The organism is Yinghuangia sp. ASG 101 (assembly GCF_021165735.1).
Lineage (GTDB): Bacteria > Actinomycetota > Actinomycetes > Streptomycetales > Streptomycetaceae > Yinghuangia.
In genome coordinates this window covers 738,560-753,307 of the sequence record NZ_CP088911.1, presented here as the reverse complement: position 1 = coordinate 753,307, position 14,748 = coordinate 738,560, and the positions used below count along the sequence as shown (strand labels likewise).

The following is a 14,748-nucleotide window of genomic DNA, read 5'->3' as shown; positions in this document are numbered from 1 at the left end:
GCCGACATAAAGCCGCAAAACCCATCAAAAAGTTGCGCCAGGACTGTGCGTTGAGCCACAGAGGCTTCGCGATATCTCGACGGAGTCGAACTTTGGCGCCTACGGTGGGGCCAGCGACAACGCCGAGTTTCTTGGAGGCAGCCGTGTCCCGCAGGTTGGACTTTCCGGTCTTCGACGCCGACAACCACATGTACGAGACCACCGACGCGTTCACCAAGCACCTGCCGCCGGAGTACACCGGCCTGGTGAAGTACGTGCAGGTCGCGGGCCGGACGAAGATCGCGCTGCGGAATCAGATCAGCGAGTACATCCCGAACCCGACGTTCAACAAGGTCGCCCCTCCCGGAGCCCAGGAGCTGGAGTTCCAGCTCAAGAACCCCTCGTCCCGGATCAAGCGCAAGGACGGCGACATCGCCGTCGCCGCGCCGCCGAAGTACATCGAGTCCCCGGCCGCGTACTTCAACCCGAAGGACCGGCTCGAGCTGATGGACGAGCTGAACATCGACCGCGCGCTCATGTGGCCGACGCTCGCCAGCCTGCTGGAGGAGCGCCTCGCCGACGACGCGCGCGCCACCCACGCCATCGTCCACGCGCTCAACGAATGGATGTACGAGCACTGGACGTTCAACTACGAGGACCGCATCTTCCCCACACCGGTCATCACGCTGCCCATCGTCGACGAGGCGATCCGGGAGTTCGACCGCGTGGTCGAGCGCGGTGCGCGGGTCATCCTCATCCGTCCCGCGCCGGTGCCGGGGCTCGACGGCGGTCGCCGGTCGTTCGCGCTGGAGGAGTTCGACCCGTTCTGGAAGCGCGTCGAGGAGTCGGGCGTGCTTGTCGGCATGCACGCGTCGGACGACGGCGGCCAGCGCTACATCAACGAATGGGACGGCGACAGCGGCGAGTTCCTGCCGTTCGCGAAGAAGCGCACCGGGTTCGCCGAGATCATCCGCTCCGACTACCGCGGCATCAAGGACGTCGTCTCCTCGATCATCGGCCACGGCCTGGCGACGCGCTTCCCCCGCCTGCGGTTCGTCCCCGTCGAGAACGGGAGCTCGTGGGCCCGCCCGCTGCTGGCCACCCTCGCCAAGCTCCACGAGCGCACCCCCGACCTCTTCGACGAGGACCCGGTCGCGGCGTTCAAGCGCTCGATCTACGTCCACCCCTTCCACGAGGAAGACGTGCTCGGCCTCATCGACACCGTGGGCGTCGACAACGTCATCTTCGGCTCCGACTACCCGCACCCGGAGGGCCTGTTCGACCCGGTGACCTGGGTCGACGAACTCGACTCGCTGCCCGTCGCGGAGCAGAAGGCGGTCATGGGCGGCACGCTCGCCAAACTCATGGGCGTCGACCCGGACACCTCGGCGCTCCCCGCCCGGTGACCACCGAGCGGCGGCGCCCCCGGGCAGGCCGGCCGCACACCGCGCCGGCCTGCCCCGACCGGGCGCCCGCCGCCGAGTGCGACCGCGTCCGATACCATCGGCCCGACCAACCAGCCAACTCTCCTGGGGAATCCGGCTTTGTCCACGTCTCGCCACCGCCGCGGCGCACGCCGATGACCGAGGACAAGAGCGGCCCCCGGAGGTCCCAGCTCGCCCAGGGGCGGTCGCGCGACACCCGGCAGGCCATCGTCAAGGCCGCGTTGGAGCTGTGGGGCGAGCGCGGCTTCGACGTCGGTGTCGACGAGACGACGGCCGAGGAGATCGCCGCCCGCGCCGGCGTCGCCAAGGCCACCTTCTACTACCACTTCGCCCGCAAGGAAGACGTCCTCCTCGCCACCAGCTGGCTCACCGCGAAGGTGTTCTACGAGGACGTGCTCAAGGCACTCATCCAGGGCGGCAGCACCGACGAGGTCCTGGACGACGTCACGGTCAAGCTGAGCCGCCGCATCGAGAAGGTCCCGCGGTCGGCCCTGCGGCGCATGATGCAGGTGATGTCGGACGGCGCGGAGCGGCGCGACGACGGCGAACAGCTGCGCTTCCAGCGCGGTTTCGCCGTCATCCTGCTCCAGGGCCAGCAGAACGGCGACGTCCCGCAGACGCTCACTCCGGCCGACCTGGGCATGATGTTCGAGGTCATGCTGATGTCGTCCATCCGCGCGTGGGCCTACCAGGACGACTTCCGCCTGCTGGACGTGCTGCGCCGCAGATTCGCCGTCCTGCTCGCGGGCGCCCGGGGTGTCACGGAGGACGCCCTGGCCGGGGGCGGCTCGGAATCCGCCGGGCTCCGGGGCGCGGCGGGCTGACGGGATGTCCCGATCCGCGCGCGGCGATAATCTACATGCTTGTCAACACAGCGTGGCGGTCGGTCGGTGACCGAACGGCCTTGGCAGCGCCGCCGCGCGGGGGCACGTGGTGAAGGAAGGCTTGACATGGGCTTGTTCGACAGCGTGAAGAAGATGAAGCTCGGCGAACTGAAGGACAAGGCGGCCGAACTGGCCGCCAAGCACGACGACAAGATCGACCAGGGAGTCGACAAGGCGGCGGACTTCATCGACGCCCGCACCGGCCACAAGCACGGCGACAAGCTCGACAGCGGAGCCGAGAAGCTCAAGGGCGCCGTGGACAAGCTCGGCGACCAGGCGGAGCCGCAGCCCCCGAAGGACTGACGCCCGGCGCACGCGGGGTTGCGCGCGCGCCCCGCGCCCGCGCGGCTTTGGAGACGCGGCACGTGCCTCCGGACGAACTTCGTTCGGGGGCATCCGTGTTCCGGGCTTCGGTTGATGGGGCGCCAGGGGTGCGCAGGGGTGCCGGGGCTTGCGGGAGCCGGGGCACCTCGTGAGTAGGTGCGTTGTCCCGGCCCCCGGCCCTGTCGTGCGTCAGCCCACGTGTCCCGTGACGGCCGCGACGACGCCGCCGTCGACCAGCAGGTCCGTTCCCGAGATGAACGACGCCGCCGGGCTGAGCAGGAACTCGGTCGCGGCGGCGATGTCGGCGGCCGTGCCGAGGCGCTTCGCGTTGGAGGCGTCGATCATGGCCCGCATGCCGGCGCCGCTCTCGCTGTTCAGCTCGGCCTGGCCCATCGGGGTCGCGATGACGCCCGGGCTGATCGAGTTGACGCGCGCGCCCCTGGCGGCCCACGCGCCGCCGGCCGCGCGTACCCGCAGCAGGTTGGCGCGCTTGGCGAAGGCGTACGCGGCACCGCTGTCCGGGAAGTTGGCCGCGTCGCACACCGGCAGGGACAGCAACTCGTCCGCGGGGGTCGTCGCCAACTGCCCGGCCTGCTCGGCGGCGAACGGCGGGACCATGTGGCCGGCCATGCTCGCGATGACGACCGCGGCCCCGCCCGGCGCGATGACCTCGCCGAACTCCTCCAGCACCAGCGCGACGCCCAGCAGGTCGACCGCCAGGATCGCCGGCACCGGGGCCTGCGTCGGGGACAGCCCGGCCGTGTGCGCGATCGAGCGCACGTCGCCCAGCGCCGCCGCCGACGCGGCCAGCGCGGAGACCGACGCGCGGGACGCGACGTCCACCTTCTGCGCGGTCACGCGGTAGCCCTCGCCCGCGAGCCGGTCCGCGACCGCCTCCAGCGTCTTCTCGTCGTGGTCCGCGACGACCAACCGCGTGCCGGGTCCGAGGCGGCTCGCGATCGCCTGCCCCATGCCGCCGACTCCGATGACGACGACCACCTGCTCTGTCATGTGCGCCCCTTCCGCGCTCGGCTTCCGGTACCTGATAGGCAACAGATGTCCGTTATACAACACTCGTTGGGCCGGTAGCCTGGGCGACCATGACCGCACCGCGCCCGCCCGACCGCCGCATCCGCCGTACCCGCGCGGCCCTGCGCGCCGCGCTGCTGGACCTGATCGCCGAGCGCCCGCTGAGCCGGATCGCGGTCTCCGACGTCACGAAGCTCGCCGACGTCAACCGGTCGACGTTCTACGAGCACTACGACGGCGTTCACGAGCTGGCCGCCGACGCCTGTACCTCGGCCTTCGACGAACTCATCGCCGCGGCACCGGTGTTGCTGCCCACCGACGACCCGGACGAACTCCGCCGGGGCCGCGGCGAACTGGCCGCGGTGTTCGCGCACGTCGCCGCGCACGCCGACCTGTACCGCGCCGTCCTCGGCTCGGACGGCAGCGCCCGGGTGATCAACCACCTGCACCGCCGCCTGACCATCGCGATCCACGTCAACCTCACCCGGCCCGGCGCCGGAACCCACGCCGACGACCCCGAGACCGTCCCGCACGACCCCGCGGCCTCCTACCTCGCCGGCGCGTTGCTCGGCACCGCCGCCGATTGGCTCCGCCACAACTGCCCCGGCACACCCCGTGACCTCGTCGCCGCCCTGTACGCGGGACTGCCGCACATGGCCGGCACGAACCGGGCACCGCGAACGACGGGCCCGGAGGCACGCGGCCCCGGACGGTGACACCCGAGGCCCGGACACCGGGGCTCCGCGCGGACGAGGGGCCGGGCTCGTGGGGCGGCGTCGGGGCGGCCACGGGAGGCGTCCTGCCGGGTCGGCGGGCACGACGACGGAATCCCCCGCACGGTCAGGGCCGACGGCGTGGGCGGCCCCGAAGGCGCTCTCGCGCCCTTTCCGGTGTCGCGAGGGTGCCCGCCTGGTCATCGCCGAGATGATGCCGCCGGTGGTCGGCGGGGAGACCGTCGAACGCGTACCGGCGGTGCGTACGGCATCCGCCGTGGCGCCTGGCCCGCGTTCGCGTTCGCGCTTGCGCTCGCGTTCGCGCTTGCGCTCGCGTTCGCGCTTGCGCTCGCGTTCGCGCTTGCGCTCGCGTTCGCGCTTGCGCTCGCGTTCGCGCTTGCGCTCGCGTTCGCGGTTACGCCGACCCGGTGAGCAGCGGTTCGAGCAACGGTACGTACCGGTCGGCGATCTGATCGTGGGTCAGGCCGCGCAGGTGTTCCGCGCGGACCATCGCGTACAGGACACCGAGGCCGAGCAGCACGCCCACGGCCATCTCGGCGCGCACCTCGGGGTCCGGGCCCGGGAGGCGGGCCGCGAGTTCGGCGACGACCTGGGTGCGGAAGTTTGTCTGCGCCTGGCTGCCCAGCGCCTCGTGCAGCCGGGAGAAGGCGATGCGGAGGATGGGGTCGCGGCCCTGGCCGTCCTGGACGGCGAGCAAGTGCAGCACCATGTGGCGGGCGAGCCCGTCGAGCGGCGCGTCGAGGAGTGCGGCGGCGTCGTCCTCGAACGTGAACACCTGGGCGAACAACTGCTCTTTGCTGCCGAAGTACTTCATCACCAGCGCGGGGCTCACCCCGGCGCGCTCCGCGATGGCCGCGATGGTGGTGTCGGCGTACGCGTGGCGGCTGAACGACCGGCGGGCCGCCGCCAGGATCTCGGCGCGCCGGGCGTCCGCGTCACGCCGCCGGGCCGGTGCCTCCCGGGGCGTCGGCGGCGGCGGTCCGGGCGTCCCGGGCGGACTGCTCCTGGGGGCTTCCGACAACGATCTCACTCTCCTCGGGGCGCGGCTGCCGTGGGTGACGAGGTAGACAGCACGCGGTGACGCATGCCACCACGGCCGCCGTGCCCGCGATCACGAACGCCGTACGGTAGCCACCGAGCGTAGGCGCGACAACACCGCCGCCGAAGTCGTGCGCGTGCGACGCGAGCACCGACGCCACCGTGGCGCTGCAGAACGCCTGCCCGATCGTGCGCATCAGCACGTTCAGACCGTTCGCCGCCGCGGTCTGCTCCATCGGCACCGCGCGCATCACCAGCATCGGCAGTGCCGAGTACGCGAGCGCGGTGCCCATCGAGACGATCGTCGCGCCCGTGACGATCGCCCACAGATCCCGACTGTCGGTGAACCGCACGACGTACCCGGCGGCGATCACCCCCGCGCCCAGGGCCAGCGTGACCCCGGCGCCGCGCGCGGCCGATATGCGGGCGGATATCGGCGCGCACAGCACCATGCACACGCCGCTGGGCAGCAGGCACAGCCCCGCGGCGACCACCGACAGCCCCAGCCCGTAGCCGGTCCCCTCGGGAGCCTGCACCAGTTGTGCGGTCACCAGGGTGTTGGCGTAGAACGCGAACCCGGCCAGCAGCGCCGCCAGGTGCGGCAGGAGCACCGCCGGACGGGCGACGAGGCGCATGTCGACCAGCGGACTCGCCGCGCCCCACTGGTGGCGGCCCCACGCCAGGAGGACCACCACCGCCGCGCCGATCACACCGAGCGTGCGCGCGCTCGTCCAGCCCCAGTCGCCGCCCTTGGAGACCGCCATCAGCAGCGCGACCAGGCCCGCGCTGAGGCCGACCGCGCCGACGACGTCGAAGCGGCCGGGCTCGTCGCTCGGGACGTCGGTGACCGTGAACCAGGTCAGCGCGAACACCAGGGCGCCCAGCGCGGTCGTGGCCCAGAACATCGCGTGCCAGTCGGCGTACTGCACGAGCAGCGCGGCGAGCGGGACGCCGAGGGCCGCGCCGATGCCCACGGTGGAGCTCATCAGCGCGACCGCCGAGCCGGTCCGCTCCGGGGGCAGGACCCCGCGCAGGATGCTGATCGACAGCGGCACGACCGCCGCGCCGACGCCTTGCAGCCCCCGGCCGATCAGCAGGGGGACGAGGTCCGAGGTGAACCCGCACAGCACCGATCCGGCGGTGAGGGAGGCGAGGGAGAGGAGCAGCATCCGGCGCCTGCCGTACATGTCGCCGGCCCGGCCCAGGAGCGGCGTGGACACCGCGGCGGTCAGCAGGGTGACCGTGATGAGCCAACTCACGTCGACCGCGGAGGAGCCGGTGATCCGGGGCAGCTCGGGCAGGAGCGGCACGATCGCGGTCTGCACCACGGTCGCGACGATCCCGCCGAGGGCGAGGACGGCGACGACCGCCCGACTGCGGCCTGTCGGCGCGGGAGTGGACACGACATGCTCCCCAGAAAGGTGAATGAATGTTCACCACCATAGGTGAATGGCCGTTCACCTCACAAGGGGTCACGGTGCCGGACGGCGGGTCGCGAAACCGCCGACCGTCCGGTGATCTTCCGAAGAAGTTCGGCCGATGCGAACACCGGGCTGGGATAGGGTGATTCACCGAATGAAGTACCGATGAGTGATCCACCGCGAGGCGCGATGCGGGCGCCGGATCGGCGGCGCGGATCCGGAAACGGGGTGGACGATGCCAGGATCCGTGTTCGACCGGACGCCCGAGCAGAACGCGATTGTCGAGGGCTGGGCGCCGCCCGAGATCGACGTGTCCCGCGCGCATTCCGCGCGGATGTACGACTACTACCTCGGCGGCAAGACGAACTTCCCCGCCGACCGCGCGGGGGCCGAGCAGGCGCTCGTGGCGTTCCCGCACCTGCGGGTCGGGGCGCGGGAGAACCGCGCGTTCCTGCTGCGGCTGGTGCGGCACCTCGCCGACCTGGGGATCGACCAGTTCCTCGACATCGGCACCGGAATACCGGTCGAGGGCCGCAACACCCACGACGCCGCCCAGGCCGTGATCCCCGCGACCCGGGTCGTCTACGTCGACAACGACCCGATCGTGCTCGCCCACGCCCGGGCCCTGCTGACCAGCCACGAGGCCGGTGCCACCGCGTACATCGACGCCGACGTGCGCGAGCCGGACTCGATCCTCGGCCACCCGAAGCTCACCGAGACGCTCGACCTGGACCGGCCGCTGGCACTGCTGCTGGTCTCGGTGCTGCCCTTCGTCCCGGGCCGGGCCACCGAGATCCTGGCCCGACTGACGGAGTCGCTGGCGCCGGGCAGCTACCTCGGGCTGTCGCACATGACCGCGGACTTCGACCCCGACGGGGTGCGGCGCCTGATCGACACCTACCGGGAGTCGGGTATCCGGACGCAGGCGCTCACCGAGAAGGGCGTCGCCGAGCTGCTGCCGAGCGGCTGGGAGCTGGTGGAGCCGGGCGTGCGCAACCTGCCGCAGTGGCTCCCCGCGCCCGACGCGGAGCTGCCGGACCCGGTGCAGGTGCCGGCGTACGGGCTGCTCGCGCGCAAGGTCTGAGCCGTCGCCGACGCGAGGCACCGGGATACGGAAGTCACTCGATCGAGTGGTTCCGCTGTCCCGGAGGTGTGGACGGGGCAGGCTCCCGCACACGAATCGCCGGCCCGTCGCCACGGCGGCGGCCGGTGAAACCCGGCGGCGTGGGGAGACCGGCATGGCGAACGTTCCGCGGGACCGCGCGTACACCCGGGACCACCTGTGGGTCCGGCACGACGGGAGGACCGCGCTGGTGGGGCTGACGGACTTCGCGCAGCGGCGGTTGGGCGACATCGTCTACGTGGAACTGCCCAACGCGGGCGACCGGTTCGAGGCCGGGCAGCCGCTCGGCTCGGTCGAGTCGGTCAAGACGGTCTCCGCGATCGCCATGCCCGTCCCCGGCGAGGTCCGCGACCCCAACCGGGACCTCACCGACATGCCCGAGTCGATCAACGACGACCCCTATGGCGACGGGTGGTGGGCGGAGATCGACGCCGCGGACCCCTCGGCGTACGACGGGCTCCTCAGCGCCGACGAGTACGCCGCGTACCTCGACGAATCCGACGCGTAGGCGGGTTCGTGCGGGCACGGTGACGTCCCGGTCACGCGGGCGGCGGGGGAGCCGCCCCGGGCCGTCAGGGGCTTCTACACCTCTGTAGATTTCCTCCAGGACACGCACGCGCGTCAATCGGAGGCACACATGGAGTGGGAGTCAACTGTGCTCGACGGGGGGCCCGCGAACGGGTTGACCGTACGGGTCGCGGACCGCCCGCCGGTCATCCAGGTCGTGTACCCCTGCCACGTCGACGACACCGTGGACGTCCAGGTGCAGGCACCGTACGTCTACCGCCGCACCGGCGGCCAGCCCCTGACCTACGCCTTCGACGCGGCGACGCCGTGAGGCGTCCCCCTCGAACGTGACTCGGGTCGGGCCCGCCGTCGTCTCAGGCGAGTCGTCGGCCCGGTCGGCCTGTGGCGGGGTGTGGCGGGGTGTGGCGGGGTGTATGGCCCTTGACACGCACAGGCATCGGTACCAGCATGAGCGCCTTCCGTTTCTGATCCTTCCGCTGGCTTGCACGAATTCGCCGCGCTGACGCGGTCGTTCGGGGTGTGCGGAGAAATCGGGGGTCCGGTGTTCACGCGCGACCAGGTCCGGAGGCGTCGTTCGCGGGGCGGGCGGAGGATCCGGGTCGCCTGGCTCGCGCTCGTCATGGTGGTGGCCGCCGCCTGCGGGTCCTCGGGCGGCGCTCCGAACCCGAACGCCACGCCGCGACACGGCGGAGGCGTCACGGTGCTGCTGCCCGGCGACGCGCGGGGGCTCGACCCGTACACCGCGAACATCGCCAACCAGGCGGACGGCAGCCGGTTGTCCGCGTTGTACGACGTGCTGCTGTGGAGCGACCCCGCTACCGGGACGGTTCGGCCGCAGATGGCCGAGTCGCTGATCCCCGACCGCGATGGCCTCGTGTGGACGCTGACGCTCAAGGGCGGCATCCGCTTCGGCGACGGGGCGAAGCTCGACGCCATGGCGGTCAAACGCGCGTGGGAGAAGCACAAGGACCCCGCGCTGCAGTCGCCCGCCGCCGTCGCCGTCGCGCCGCTCAAGCTCGCGGTCCTGGACGAACTGCGGCTGCGCATCGAACTCCCGTCCGCCAACGCGAACTTCGACCGCACGGTCGCGCACTCGCTGAACTTCGTCCCGTCGCCGCGCACCCTCGACTCGCCGGAGGCCTTCGCGGCGTCGCGGACGGCGCCCGTGGGAGCGGGGCCGTACCGGTTGCGGGAGTGGGTGCCCGGCAGCCACATGACGTTCGAACGGAACCCCGACTACTGGCAGCAGGGCAAGCCCTACCTGGACACCGTGACGTTCCGCGTGGACGCCGAGACCACCGCCGCCGCGAAGGCGATCGATGCCAAGGACGCGGACATCGTCGTCAGCAGCGACCCCGTTCTGCTCGTCCAGGCACGGGGGTTGGGGCTGCCGGTCGACGAAATCCCGCTCAACGGCGGCCAGATGCTCGCCTTCAACACGCGGAAACTCCCGGGCCGTCCGCTCGCCGACCCCAACCTGCGCCGCGCGGTGGCGCTTTCGCTGAACGGGGACGAGATCAACCGGCTCTACAGCGACGGCAAGGGGCGGTTGGCCAAGGGCATTTTCGCGTCGTCCTCGCCGATCGCCAACATCCAGTTGACGATGCCGCAGAACGATCCGACCCAGGCGGCGGCGCTGTTCGCGGCGGCCACCGACAACGGGGGCAAGCCGCTCAAGCTGGTGTTCGCGGTGCCGAGCACCCCGAAGGCCGTCGCGATGGCCGAGTACATGAAGGAGCGCATCGAGAGCGTGTCGTCGCGGCAGGTGCGTGTGGACCTGGTCGTCGAGGACATCGTCGTCTACTCCAAACGCGTCCTGTTCGACGCGGACTTCGACATCGCGACGTACGGGCTGTGGGCCGAGGACGCCGAGCCGCTGCTGTACCAGTTCCTCCACTCCAGCGGCGGTCCGACGAACCTGACGGGATATCAGAACCCGGAGGTGGACTCCGCGTTGGAGGCGGCACGGCTGTCGACCGACCGGACGGTGCGGAACGAGGCGTACACCCGCGTGCAGATGCGGCTCATCAACGACGTGCCGTTCTTCGTGTTCCTCGAATCCCTCGCGGGGTGTGTCACCTCGCCGGACCTCACGGGCGCGCAGTTGTTCAACGACGGCCTGCTGCTGTGGGACCGGGTCGGCCGGCGCGGATGACCCCCGCCGGCCCGGCGGCGCGGCCGGGTCAGCCGACGGCGGACGGCGGCGCCATGGTCGAGTCGGCGGCCCGCCAGTCGGTCGAGACGAACCGGTGGCGGATCAGCCAGGCGTCGCCCACCGGGACGAACAGGTCGCGGTAGCGGCCGTAGTGGTCGAGGCCGATCTCGGTGAAGACGGTGAAGTACGCGGCCACGCGCGCGTGTTCGGGGGTCAGCTCGACGAAGCGGACGTTGGTCAGCACGTGCCGCACGATGCGGCGCGGCGCCGGGGTGTCCGCGTCGGGAGCGTGCTTGGCCCGGGCCTGCGCGTCCGCTCCGGCCCCCACGCCGGACAGGAACCGCACGATCGCGTCGCGCCCGTGCGGCGCCGCGTCGGCGCCCCGCGTCTCCAACACCCCGTCCTCGCAGAACGCGGTGGCCATCTCGTCGAGGCGCAGCGCGTCCCCCGACCAGTTGTAGAGGGCCATCGTGTCGCGGATGCGTTCGCGCGCGATCAGTTCCCACAGGTCCATGGACGCGGAGTCTACGACCCCGTGCCGTCCCGTCCGCGTGCCGGTGTCGCCGCGGAAGCCTTGCGGCGCGCGCGGATGCTGTGTTACCCAAGTGGGGGTGTTAATCAGTCGAGTAACACGACTGGAGGGATGGCTCATGGTGCGTTCCGGCAAGCCGTCGGATGCCAGCTGGACCGGGCGCGTCCCGGGGCTGGGGACCGGCCTGGTGTCGTACGAGGACTCGATATCGCCGGAGTTCTACGAGCTCGAACGCGAGGCGATCTTCAAGCGGGCCTGGCTGAACGTCGGCCGGATCGAGCAACTGCCGCGCAAGGGAAGCTTCTTCACCAAGGAGCTGGCCGTCGCGAAGACGTCGCTGATCGTCACCCGGGACATGGACGACCGCGTGCACGCGTTCCACAACGTGTGCCGGCACCGGGGCAACAAGTTGCTGTGGGGTGAGACACCGCGCGACGAGACCAGCGGCACCTGCCGCCAGTTCATGTGCAAGTACCACGGCTGGCGCTACGGCCTGGACGGCGAACTGCGGTTCGCGCTCCAGGAGGAGGAGTACTTCGACTTCGACAAGGCCGAGTTCCCGCTCGTGTCGGTGCACTGCGAGGTGTGGGAGGGGTTCGTCTTCGTGAACCTGTCCCGCGAGCCGAGCCAACCACTCCTGGACTTTCTCGGCCCGATGGTGCGCGGCCTGGAGGGCTATCCGTTCCACCTGTGCACCGAGCGGTACGCGTTCCGGGCGAACATCCTCAGCAACTGGAAGATCTTCCTGGACGCGTTCCAGGAGTACTACCACGCGCCGATCCTGCACTCCCAGCAGCAGGTCCCCGCGCTGCGCAGCTTCGAGACCGGGTTCAAGGTCCCGCACTTCCAGACCGACGGCCCGCACCGCCTCGTCAGCACCGGCGGGTGGAAGGGTGTGCCGCGCCACCTGTCGCCGCCCGAGAACCTGTACCCGATCGAACACCAGGTCCAGGCCGGGATGATGGGCCCGTGGGAGCGCCCCGACCTCCCCGAACTCGACCCGGCCAACCTCCCGCCGGGCGTCAACCCGGGCGGGCTCGACCCGTGGTCGATCTCGAACTTCCAGATCTTCCCGAACTTCGTGATCCTGATGTACGAGCGCGGCTGGTACCTCACGTACCAGTACTGGCCGACGTCCCCCAACACGCACGACTGGGAGATGTCGTACTGGTTCCCGCCGTCGCGCACCGCGAGCGAGCGGATCCGCCACGAGGTCACCGCCGTGATCTCGAAGGAGGCCGGGCTCCAGGACGCCGGCACGCTCGACGGCACGCAGATGGGCCTGGAATCCCGCGTCATCGACCAATGGCCGCTGTGCGACCAGGAGATGACGGTACGTCACCTGCACCATGTGGTCGGCGACTGGGTGCAGGCGTACCTGCGGCAGGGGCGGTTCGACGACAAGGCGGTGCACGCGTGACCACCCCCATGCTTCCCGAGGAGTTCCGTGGCCTGGAGCCTTTCGCGGCCCGGTGGTGCATCGCGACCGAGGCCGGTCGCTACACCGAGCGGCTGAACAGCACGATGGCCGACATGCAGGCCTTCTACGACGCCGCGTTCCCCCGCGTGCCCGAGGCGATGGCGTACCTCGACCGGTTCCCGCTGCACGAACTGCCCGAGCGCGAGCTGAACCTGCTCCACCTCGTCTACTCGCTGATCATGGTCTCGCTGCCCGTCGACGTGTGGCACCAGCCCAAGGTCGTCGACGCCGGAACGGCCTACTTCGAACGCCACTTGGAGCCCTCCCCGTGACGACGACGATCACCTGCACCCCGCTCGCCGCCACCGTCGGCGCCGAGGTGAGCGGTATCGGCGCGGAGCAACTGGCCCGGGACGACGCCGCGGCAGCGGCCGTCCTCGAAGCCCTCGAAACGTACGGCGTCCTGGTCTTCCGGGGCCTCGGCCTCGATCCGGAGCACCAGATCGCGTTCTCCCGCCGGCTCGGCGAGATCGACGACGAGTACGGCCACCACCCCGTCGCGGGCATCTACCGCGTGACCCTCGACCCGGCCAAGAACACCTCCGCCGCGTACCTCCAGGGCACCTTCGAGTGGCACATGGACGGCTGCACACCCCTGCACGGCGAACCCCCGCAGAAAGCCACCGTCCTCAGCGCCGTGCAGGTGGCCGCGAGCGGCGGCGAGACCGAGTTCGCGAGCACCTACGCCGCCTACGACGCACTCGGCGACGACGAGAAGGAGCGGTTCGCGGCGCTGCGGGTGCTGCACTCGATGGAGGCGTCCCAGCGCCGCGTCATCCCCGACCCCACCCCCGAGCAGCGCGCGCACTGGCGCAACCGCCCGACATCGACCCACCCGCTGGTGTGGACCCACCGCACCGGCCGCAAGTCCCTGGTCATCGGCGCCCACGCCGACCACGTCGTCGGGATGGACCGCGACGAGAGCCGGGACCTGCTCCGGGACCTGCTCGACCGCACGACCCGGCCGGACCGGGTGCACCGTCACCACTGGTCCGTCGGCGACACCGTCGTGTGGGACAACACGGGCGTCGTGCACCGCGCCGCGCCGTACGCCCCGGACTCGCCCCGCGAACTGCTGCGCACGACCGTCTTCGGCGACGAACCGATCCGATGAGGGACCGGACGGCCGCGCTACCCGGGCCGGTGGGCGGCGGCCTCGTCGCCCACCGGCCGGCGGTCGCCCTCCAGGGCGCGGATCTCCCGCTCGATCACGGCGATCGTCTCGGCGTGGCCGATGTCGAGGTCGAAGCCCTCCTCGATCTGCAGGAACCGCGAGACGCCGGCCATGAGGAGGATGAGGGAGACGGTGGGCCAGCGCTCCTGGTCGATGCCGTAGCGGGGCAGCACGTCCGTCAGCGCCTCGACCTGGAGGGTGCGGAACCTGCGCGAGTACGCGGCGATCTCGGCGCGGATCGCCTTGCGGTGGTTCGCGAGTGCGGTGAACTCCATCGTGAGGGCGTTGCTGGAGTAGTCGTGGGTCAACTCCCAGAGCGCCCACAGGGGTTGGGGCGATGCCAGGGCGTCGACGAGCCGCTTGAGGCTGCGTTCGGCGCCCCGGCGGAACAACTCGACGAACAGGCCGTCCATGGACCCGAAGTAGTAGGACACGAGGGCGCTGTTGACCCCCACCTTCGCGCCGACCCGGCGGGTGCTGACGGCGGCGTAGCCCTGTTCGAGCATCAGCTCCTCGGCCGCGTCGAGGAGGGCTGTGCGCGTGATGGAGTCTTCGACGGGGCTCCGCCGTGCCGGCGCCATGGAGGTCCTTTCGCTGCCGTGCCGTTTGCCGCCCACCAGTATCTCGGTATCGCCGGGGCGGCTCCCCACGACTCTTGCCCCTGACTACACCCACGTGTTAATCATATGATTAACATCCCTGCGCCGGTCGGTGCGGACCGGCGGCCGTGCACAACCCCAGGAGGATGGGCCCATGCCAGGCAGCGCCTGCTCGATCGACGCGACGGGGTGGACGGGCTCGCGGCCGGCTCCGGCGGATCGCGGCCACCGCACCTCGTGGGGCCGGTGCGGCGGCCGGTACGACATCCGCGCCGAACGGCCCACGCCGGTGGGCGCCTTCGC

The 14,748-nt window shown here is 71.1% G+C and carries 17 protein-coding genes; 12 read left to right on the top strand and 5 right to left on the bottom strand.

Annotation, left to right across the window (positions count from 1 at the left end):
- Positions 1-143: 143 nt before the first annotated feature.
- The 3 genes from LO772_RS02940 to LO772_RS02930 all read left to right on the top strand — a co-directional run bounded on the left by LO772_RS02940 (position 144) and on the right by LO772_RS02930 (position 2,611).
- Positions 144-1,385, top strand: coding sequence for an amidohydrolase family protein (locus LO772_RS02940; RefSeq protein ID WP_231776741.1), 1,242 nt, complete (start codon positions 144-146; stop codon positions 1,383-1,385).
- A gap of 173 nt (positions 1,386-1,558) precedes the next feature.
- Positions 1,559-2,248, top strand: coding sequence for a TetR/AcrR family transcriptional regulator (locus tag LO772_RS02935; protein ID WP_231776740.1), 690 nt, complete (start codon positions 1,559-1,561; stop codon positions 2,246-2,248).
- A gap of 126 nt (positions 2,249-2,374) precedes the next feature.
- The gene (locus LO772_RS02930) at positions 2,375-2,611 is read left to right on the top strand and encodes an antitoxin (RefSeq protein WP_231776739.1); all 237 of its coding nucleotides are present in this window, start codon (positions 2,375-2,377) and stop codon (positions 2,609-2,611) included.
- Between the two features lie 210 nt (positions 2,612-2,821).
- Here the strand turns inward: LO772_RS02930 and LO772_RS02925 are convergent, their stop codons facing one another.
- The gene (locus LO772_RS02925; RefSeq protein WP_231776738.1) at positions 2,822-3,643 is read right to left on the bottom strand and encodes an SDR family oxidoreductase; all 822 of its coding nucleotides are present in this window, start codon (positions 3,641-3,643) and stop codon (positions 2,822-2,824) included.
- Positions 3,644-3,732: 89 nt separating this feature from the next.
- Here LO772_RS02925 and LO772_RS02920 point away from each other — a divergent pair, with 89 nt between their 5' ends.
- Positions 3,733-4,377, top strand: coding sequence for a TetR/AcrR family transcriptional regulator (locus LO772_RS02920; protein WP_231776737.1), 645 nt, complete (start codon positions 3,733-3,735; stop codon positions 4,375-4,377).
- 138 nt (positions 4,378-4,515) lie between these two features.
- Complete coding sequence (locus tag LO772_RS02915) at positions 4,516-4,806, top strand: hypothetical protein (RefSeq protein ID WP_231776736.1); 291 nt, start codon at positions 4,516-4,518, stop codon at positions 4,804-4,806.
- Here the strand turns inward: LO772_RS02915 and LO772_RS02910 are convergent.
- Positions 4,790-5,416: a TetR/AcrR family transcriptional regulator gene (locus LO772_RS02910; RefSeq protein ID WP_231776735.1), complete on the bottom strand. Its 627-nt coding sequence runs from the start codon at positions 5,414-5,416 to the stop codon at positions 4,790-4,792. The genes LO772_RS02915 and LO772_RS02910 overlap by 17 nt on opposite strands.
- Positions 5,331-6,836 carry an MFS transporter gene (locus LO772_RS02905; RefSeq protein WP_231776734.1) on the bottom strand — a complete coding sequence of 502 codons (1,506 nt, stop codon included), beginning with the start codon at positions 6,834-6,836 and terminating at the stop codon, positions 5,331-5,333. The genes LO772_RS02910 and LO772_RS02905 overlap by 86 nt, the downstream gene beginning before the upstream one ends.
- 253 nt (positions 6,837-7,089) lie before the next feature.
- Here LO772_RS02905 and LO772_RS02900 point away from each other — a divergent pair, with 253 nt between their 5' ends.
- From LO772_RS02900 to LO772_RS02885, 4 genes are all read left to right on the top strand, one after another.
- Positions 7,090-7,938 (top strand): SAM-dependent methyltransferase, encoded by an 849-nt coding sequence (locus tag LO772_RS02900; RefSeq protein ID WP_231776733.1) that lies wholly within the window; start codon positions 7,090-7,092, stop codon positions 7,936-7,938.
- A 154-nt stretch (positions 7,939-8,092) separates the two neighbouring features.
- Positions 8,093-8,485 carry a glycine cleavage system protein GcvH gene (gcvH, locus tag LO772_RS02895; RefSeq protein ID WP_231776732.1) on the top strand — a complete coding sequence of 131 codons (393 nt, stop codon included), beginning with the start codon at positions 8,093-8,095 and terminating at the stop codon, positions 8,483-8,485.
- Positions 8,486-8,614: 129 nt separating this feature from the next.
- The gene (locus LO772_RS02890) at positions 8,615-8,815 is read left to right on the top strand and encodes a hypothetical protein (RefSeq protein WP_231776731.1); all 201 of its coding nucleotides are present in this window, start codon (positions 8,615-8,617) and stop codon (positions 8,813-8,815) included.
- A gap of 171 nt (positions 8,816-8,986) precedes the next feature.
- On the top strand, positions 8,987-10,660 hold the full coding sequence (locus tag LO772_RS02885; RefSeq protein ID WP_231776730.1) for an ABC transporter substrate-binding protein: 1,674 nt from the start codon (positions 8,987-8,989) through the stop codon (positions 10,658-10,660).
- Positions 10,661-10,688: 28 nt separating this feature from the next.
- Here the strand turns inward: LO772_RS02885 and LO772_RS02880 are convergent, their stop codons facing one another.
- Positions 10,689-11,174, bottom strand: coding sequence for a nuclear transport factor 2 family protein (locus tag LO772_RS02880; RefSeq protein WP_231776729.1), 486 nt, complete (start codon positions 11,172-11,174; stop codon positions 10,689-10,691).
- Between the two features lie 136 nt (positions 11,175-11,310).
- On the opposite strand from LO772_RS02880, the gene LO772_RS02875 reads away from it, so the two are divergent.
- Genes LO772_RS02875 through LO772_RS02865 form a run of 3 tightly spaced genes read left to right on the top strand, consistent with a single transcriptional unit; the run spans position 11,311 to position 13,786 of the window.
- Positions 11,311-12,612, top strand: a complete 1,302-nt coding sequence (locus LO772_RS02875; protein WP_231776728.1) for an aromatic ring-hydroxylating oxygenase subunit alpha — start codon at positions 11,311-11,313, stop codon at positions 12,610-12,612.
- Positions 12,609-12,944, top strand: a complete 336-nt coding sequence (locus LO772_RS02870) for a hypothetical protein (RefSeq protein ID WP_231776727.1) — start codon at positions 12,609-12,611, stop codon at positions 12,942-12,944. The genes LO772_RS02875 and LO772_RS02870 overlap by 4 nt, the downstream gene beginning before the upstream one ends.
- Positions 12,941-13,786 carry a TauD/TfdA dioxygenase family protein gene (locus LO772_RS02865; RefSeq protein ID WP_231776726.1) on the top strand — a complete coding sequence of 282 codons (846 nt, stop codon included), beginning with the start codon at positions 12,941-12,943 and terminating at the stop codon, positions 13,784-13,786. The genes LO772_RS02870 and LO772_RS02865 overlap by 4 nt, the downstream gene beginning before the upstream one ends.
- Before the next feature lie 17 nt (positions 13,787-13,803).
- Here the strand turns inward: LO772_RS02865 and LO772_RS02860 are convergent, their stop codons facing one another.
- Positions 13,804-14,427, bottom strand: coding sequence for a TetR/AcrR family transcriptional regulator (locus LO772_RS02860; RefSeq protein ID WP_231776725.1), 624 nt, complete (start codon positions 14,425-14,427; stop codon positions 13,804-13,806).
- Between the last annotated feature and the right edge of the window lie 321 nt (positions 14,428-14,748).

Coding starts and splice junctions, on each gene's coding strand:
- LO772_RS02935 (WP_231776740.1), top strand. CDS start 1,559: ATGACCGAGGACAAGAGCGGCCCCCGGAGGTCCCAGCTCGCCCAGGGG.
- LO772_RS02930 (WP_231776739.1), top strand. CDS start 2,375: ATGGGCTTGTTCGACAGCGTGAAGAAGATGAAGCTCGGCGAACTGAAG.
- LO772_RS02925 (WP_231776738.1), bottom strand. CDS start 3,643: ATGACAGAGCAGGTGGTCGTCGTCATCGGAGTCGGCGGCATGGGGCAG.
- LO772_RS02920 (WP_231776737.1), top strand. CDS start 3,733: ATGACCGCACCGCGCCCGCCCGACCGCCGCATCCGCCGTACCCGCGCG.
- LO772_RS02900 (WP_231776733.1), top strand. CDS start 7,090: ATGCCAGGATCCGTGTTCGACCGGACGCCCGAGCAGAACGCGATTGTC.
- gcvH (WP_231776732.1), top strand. CDS start 8,093: ATGGCGAACGTTCCGCGGGACCGCGCGTACACCCGGGACCACCTGTGG.
- LO772_RS02890 (WP_231776731.1), top strand. CDS start 8,615: ATGGAGTGGGAGTCAACTGTGCTCGACGGGGGGCCCGCGAACGGGTTG.
- LO772_RS02880 (WP_231776729.1), bottom strand. CDS start 11,174: ATGGACCTGTGGGAACTGATCGCGCGCGAACGCATCCGCGACACGATG.
- LO772_RS02875 (WP_231776728.1), top strand. CDS start 11,311: ATGGTGCGTTCCGGCAAGCCGTCGGATGCCAGCTGGACCGGGCGCGTC.
- LO772_RS02860 (WP_231776725.1), bottom strand. CDS start 14,427: ATGGCGCCGGCACGGCGGAGCCCCGTCGAAGACTCCATCACGCGCACA.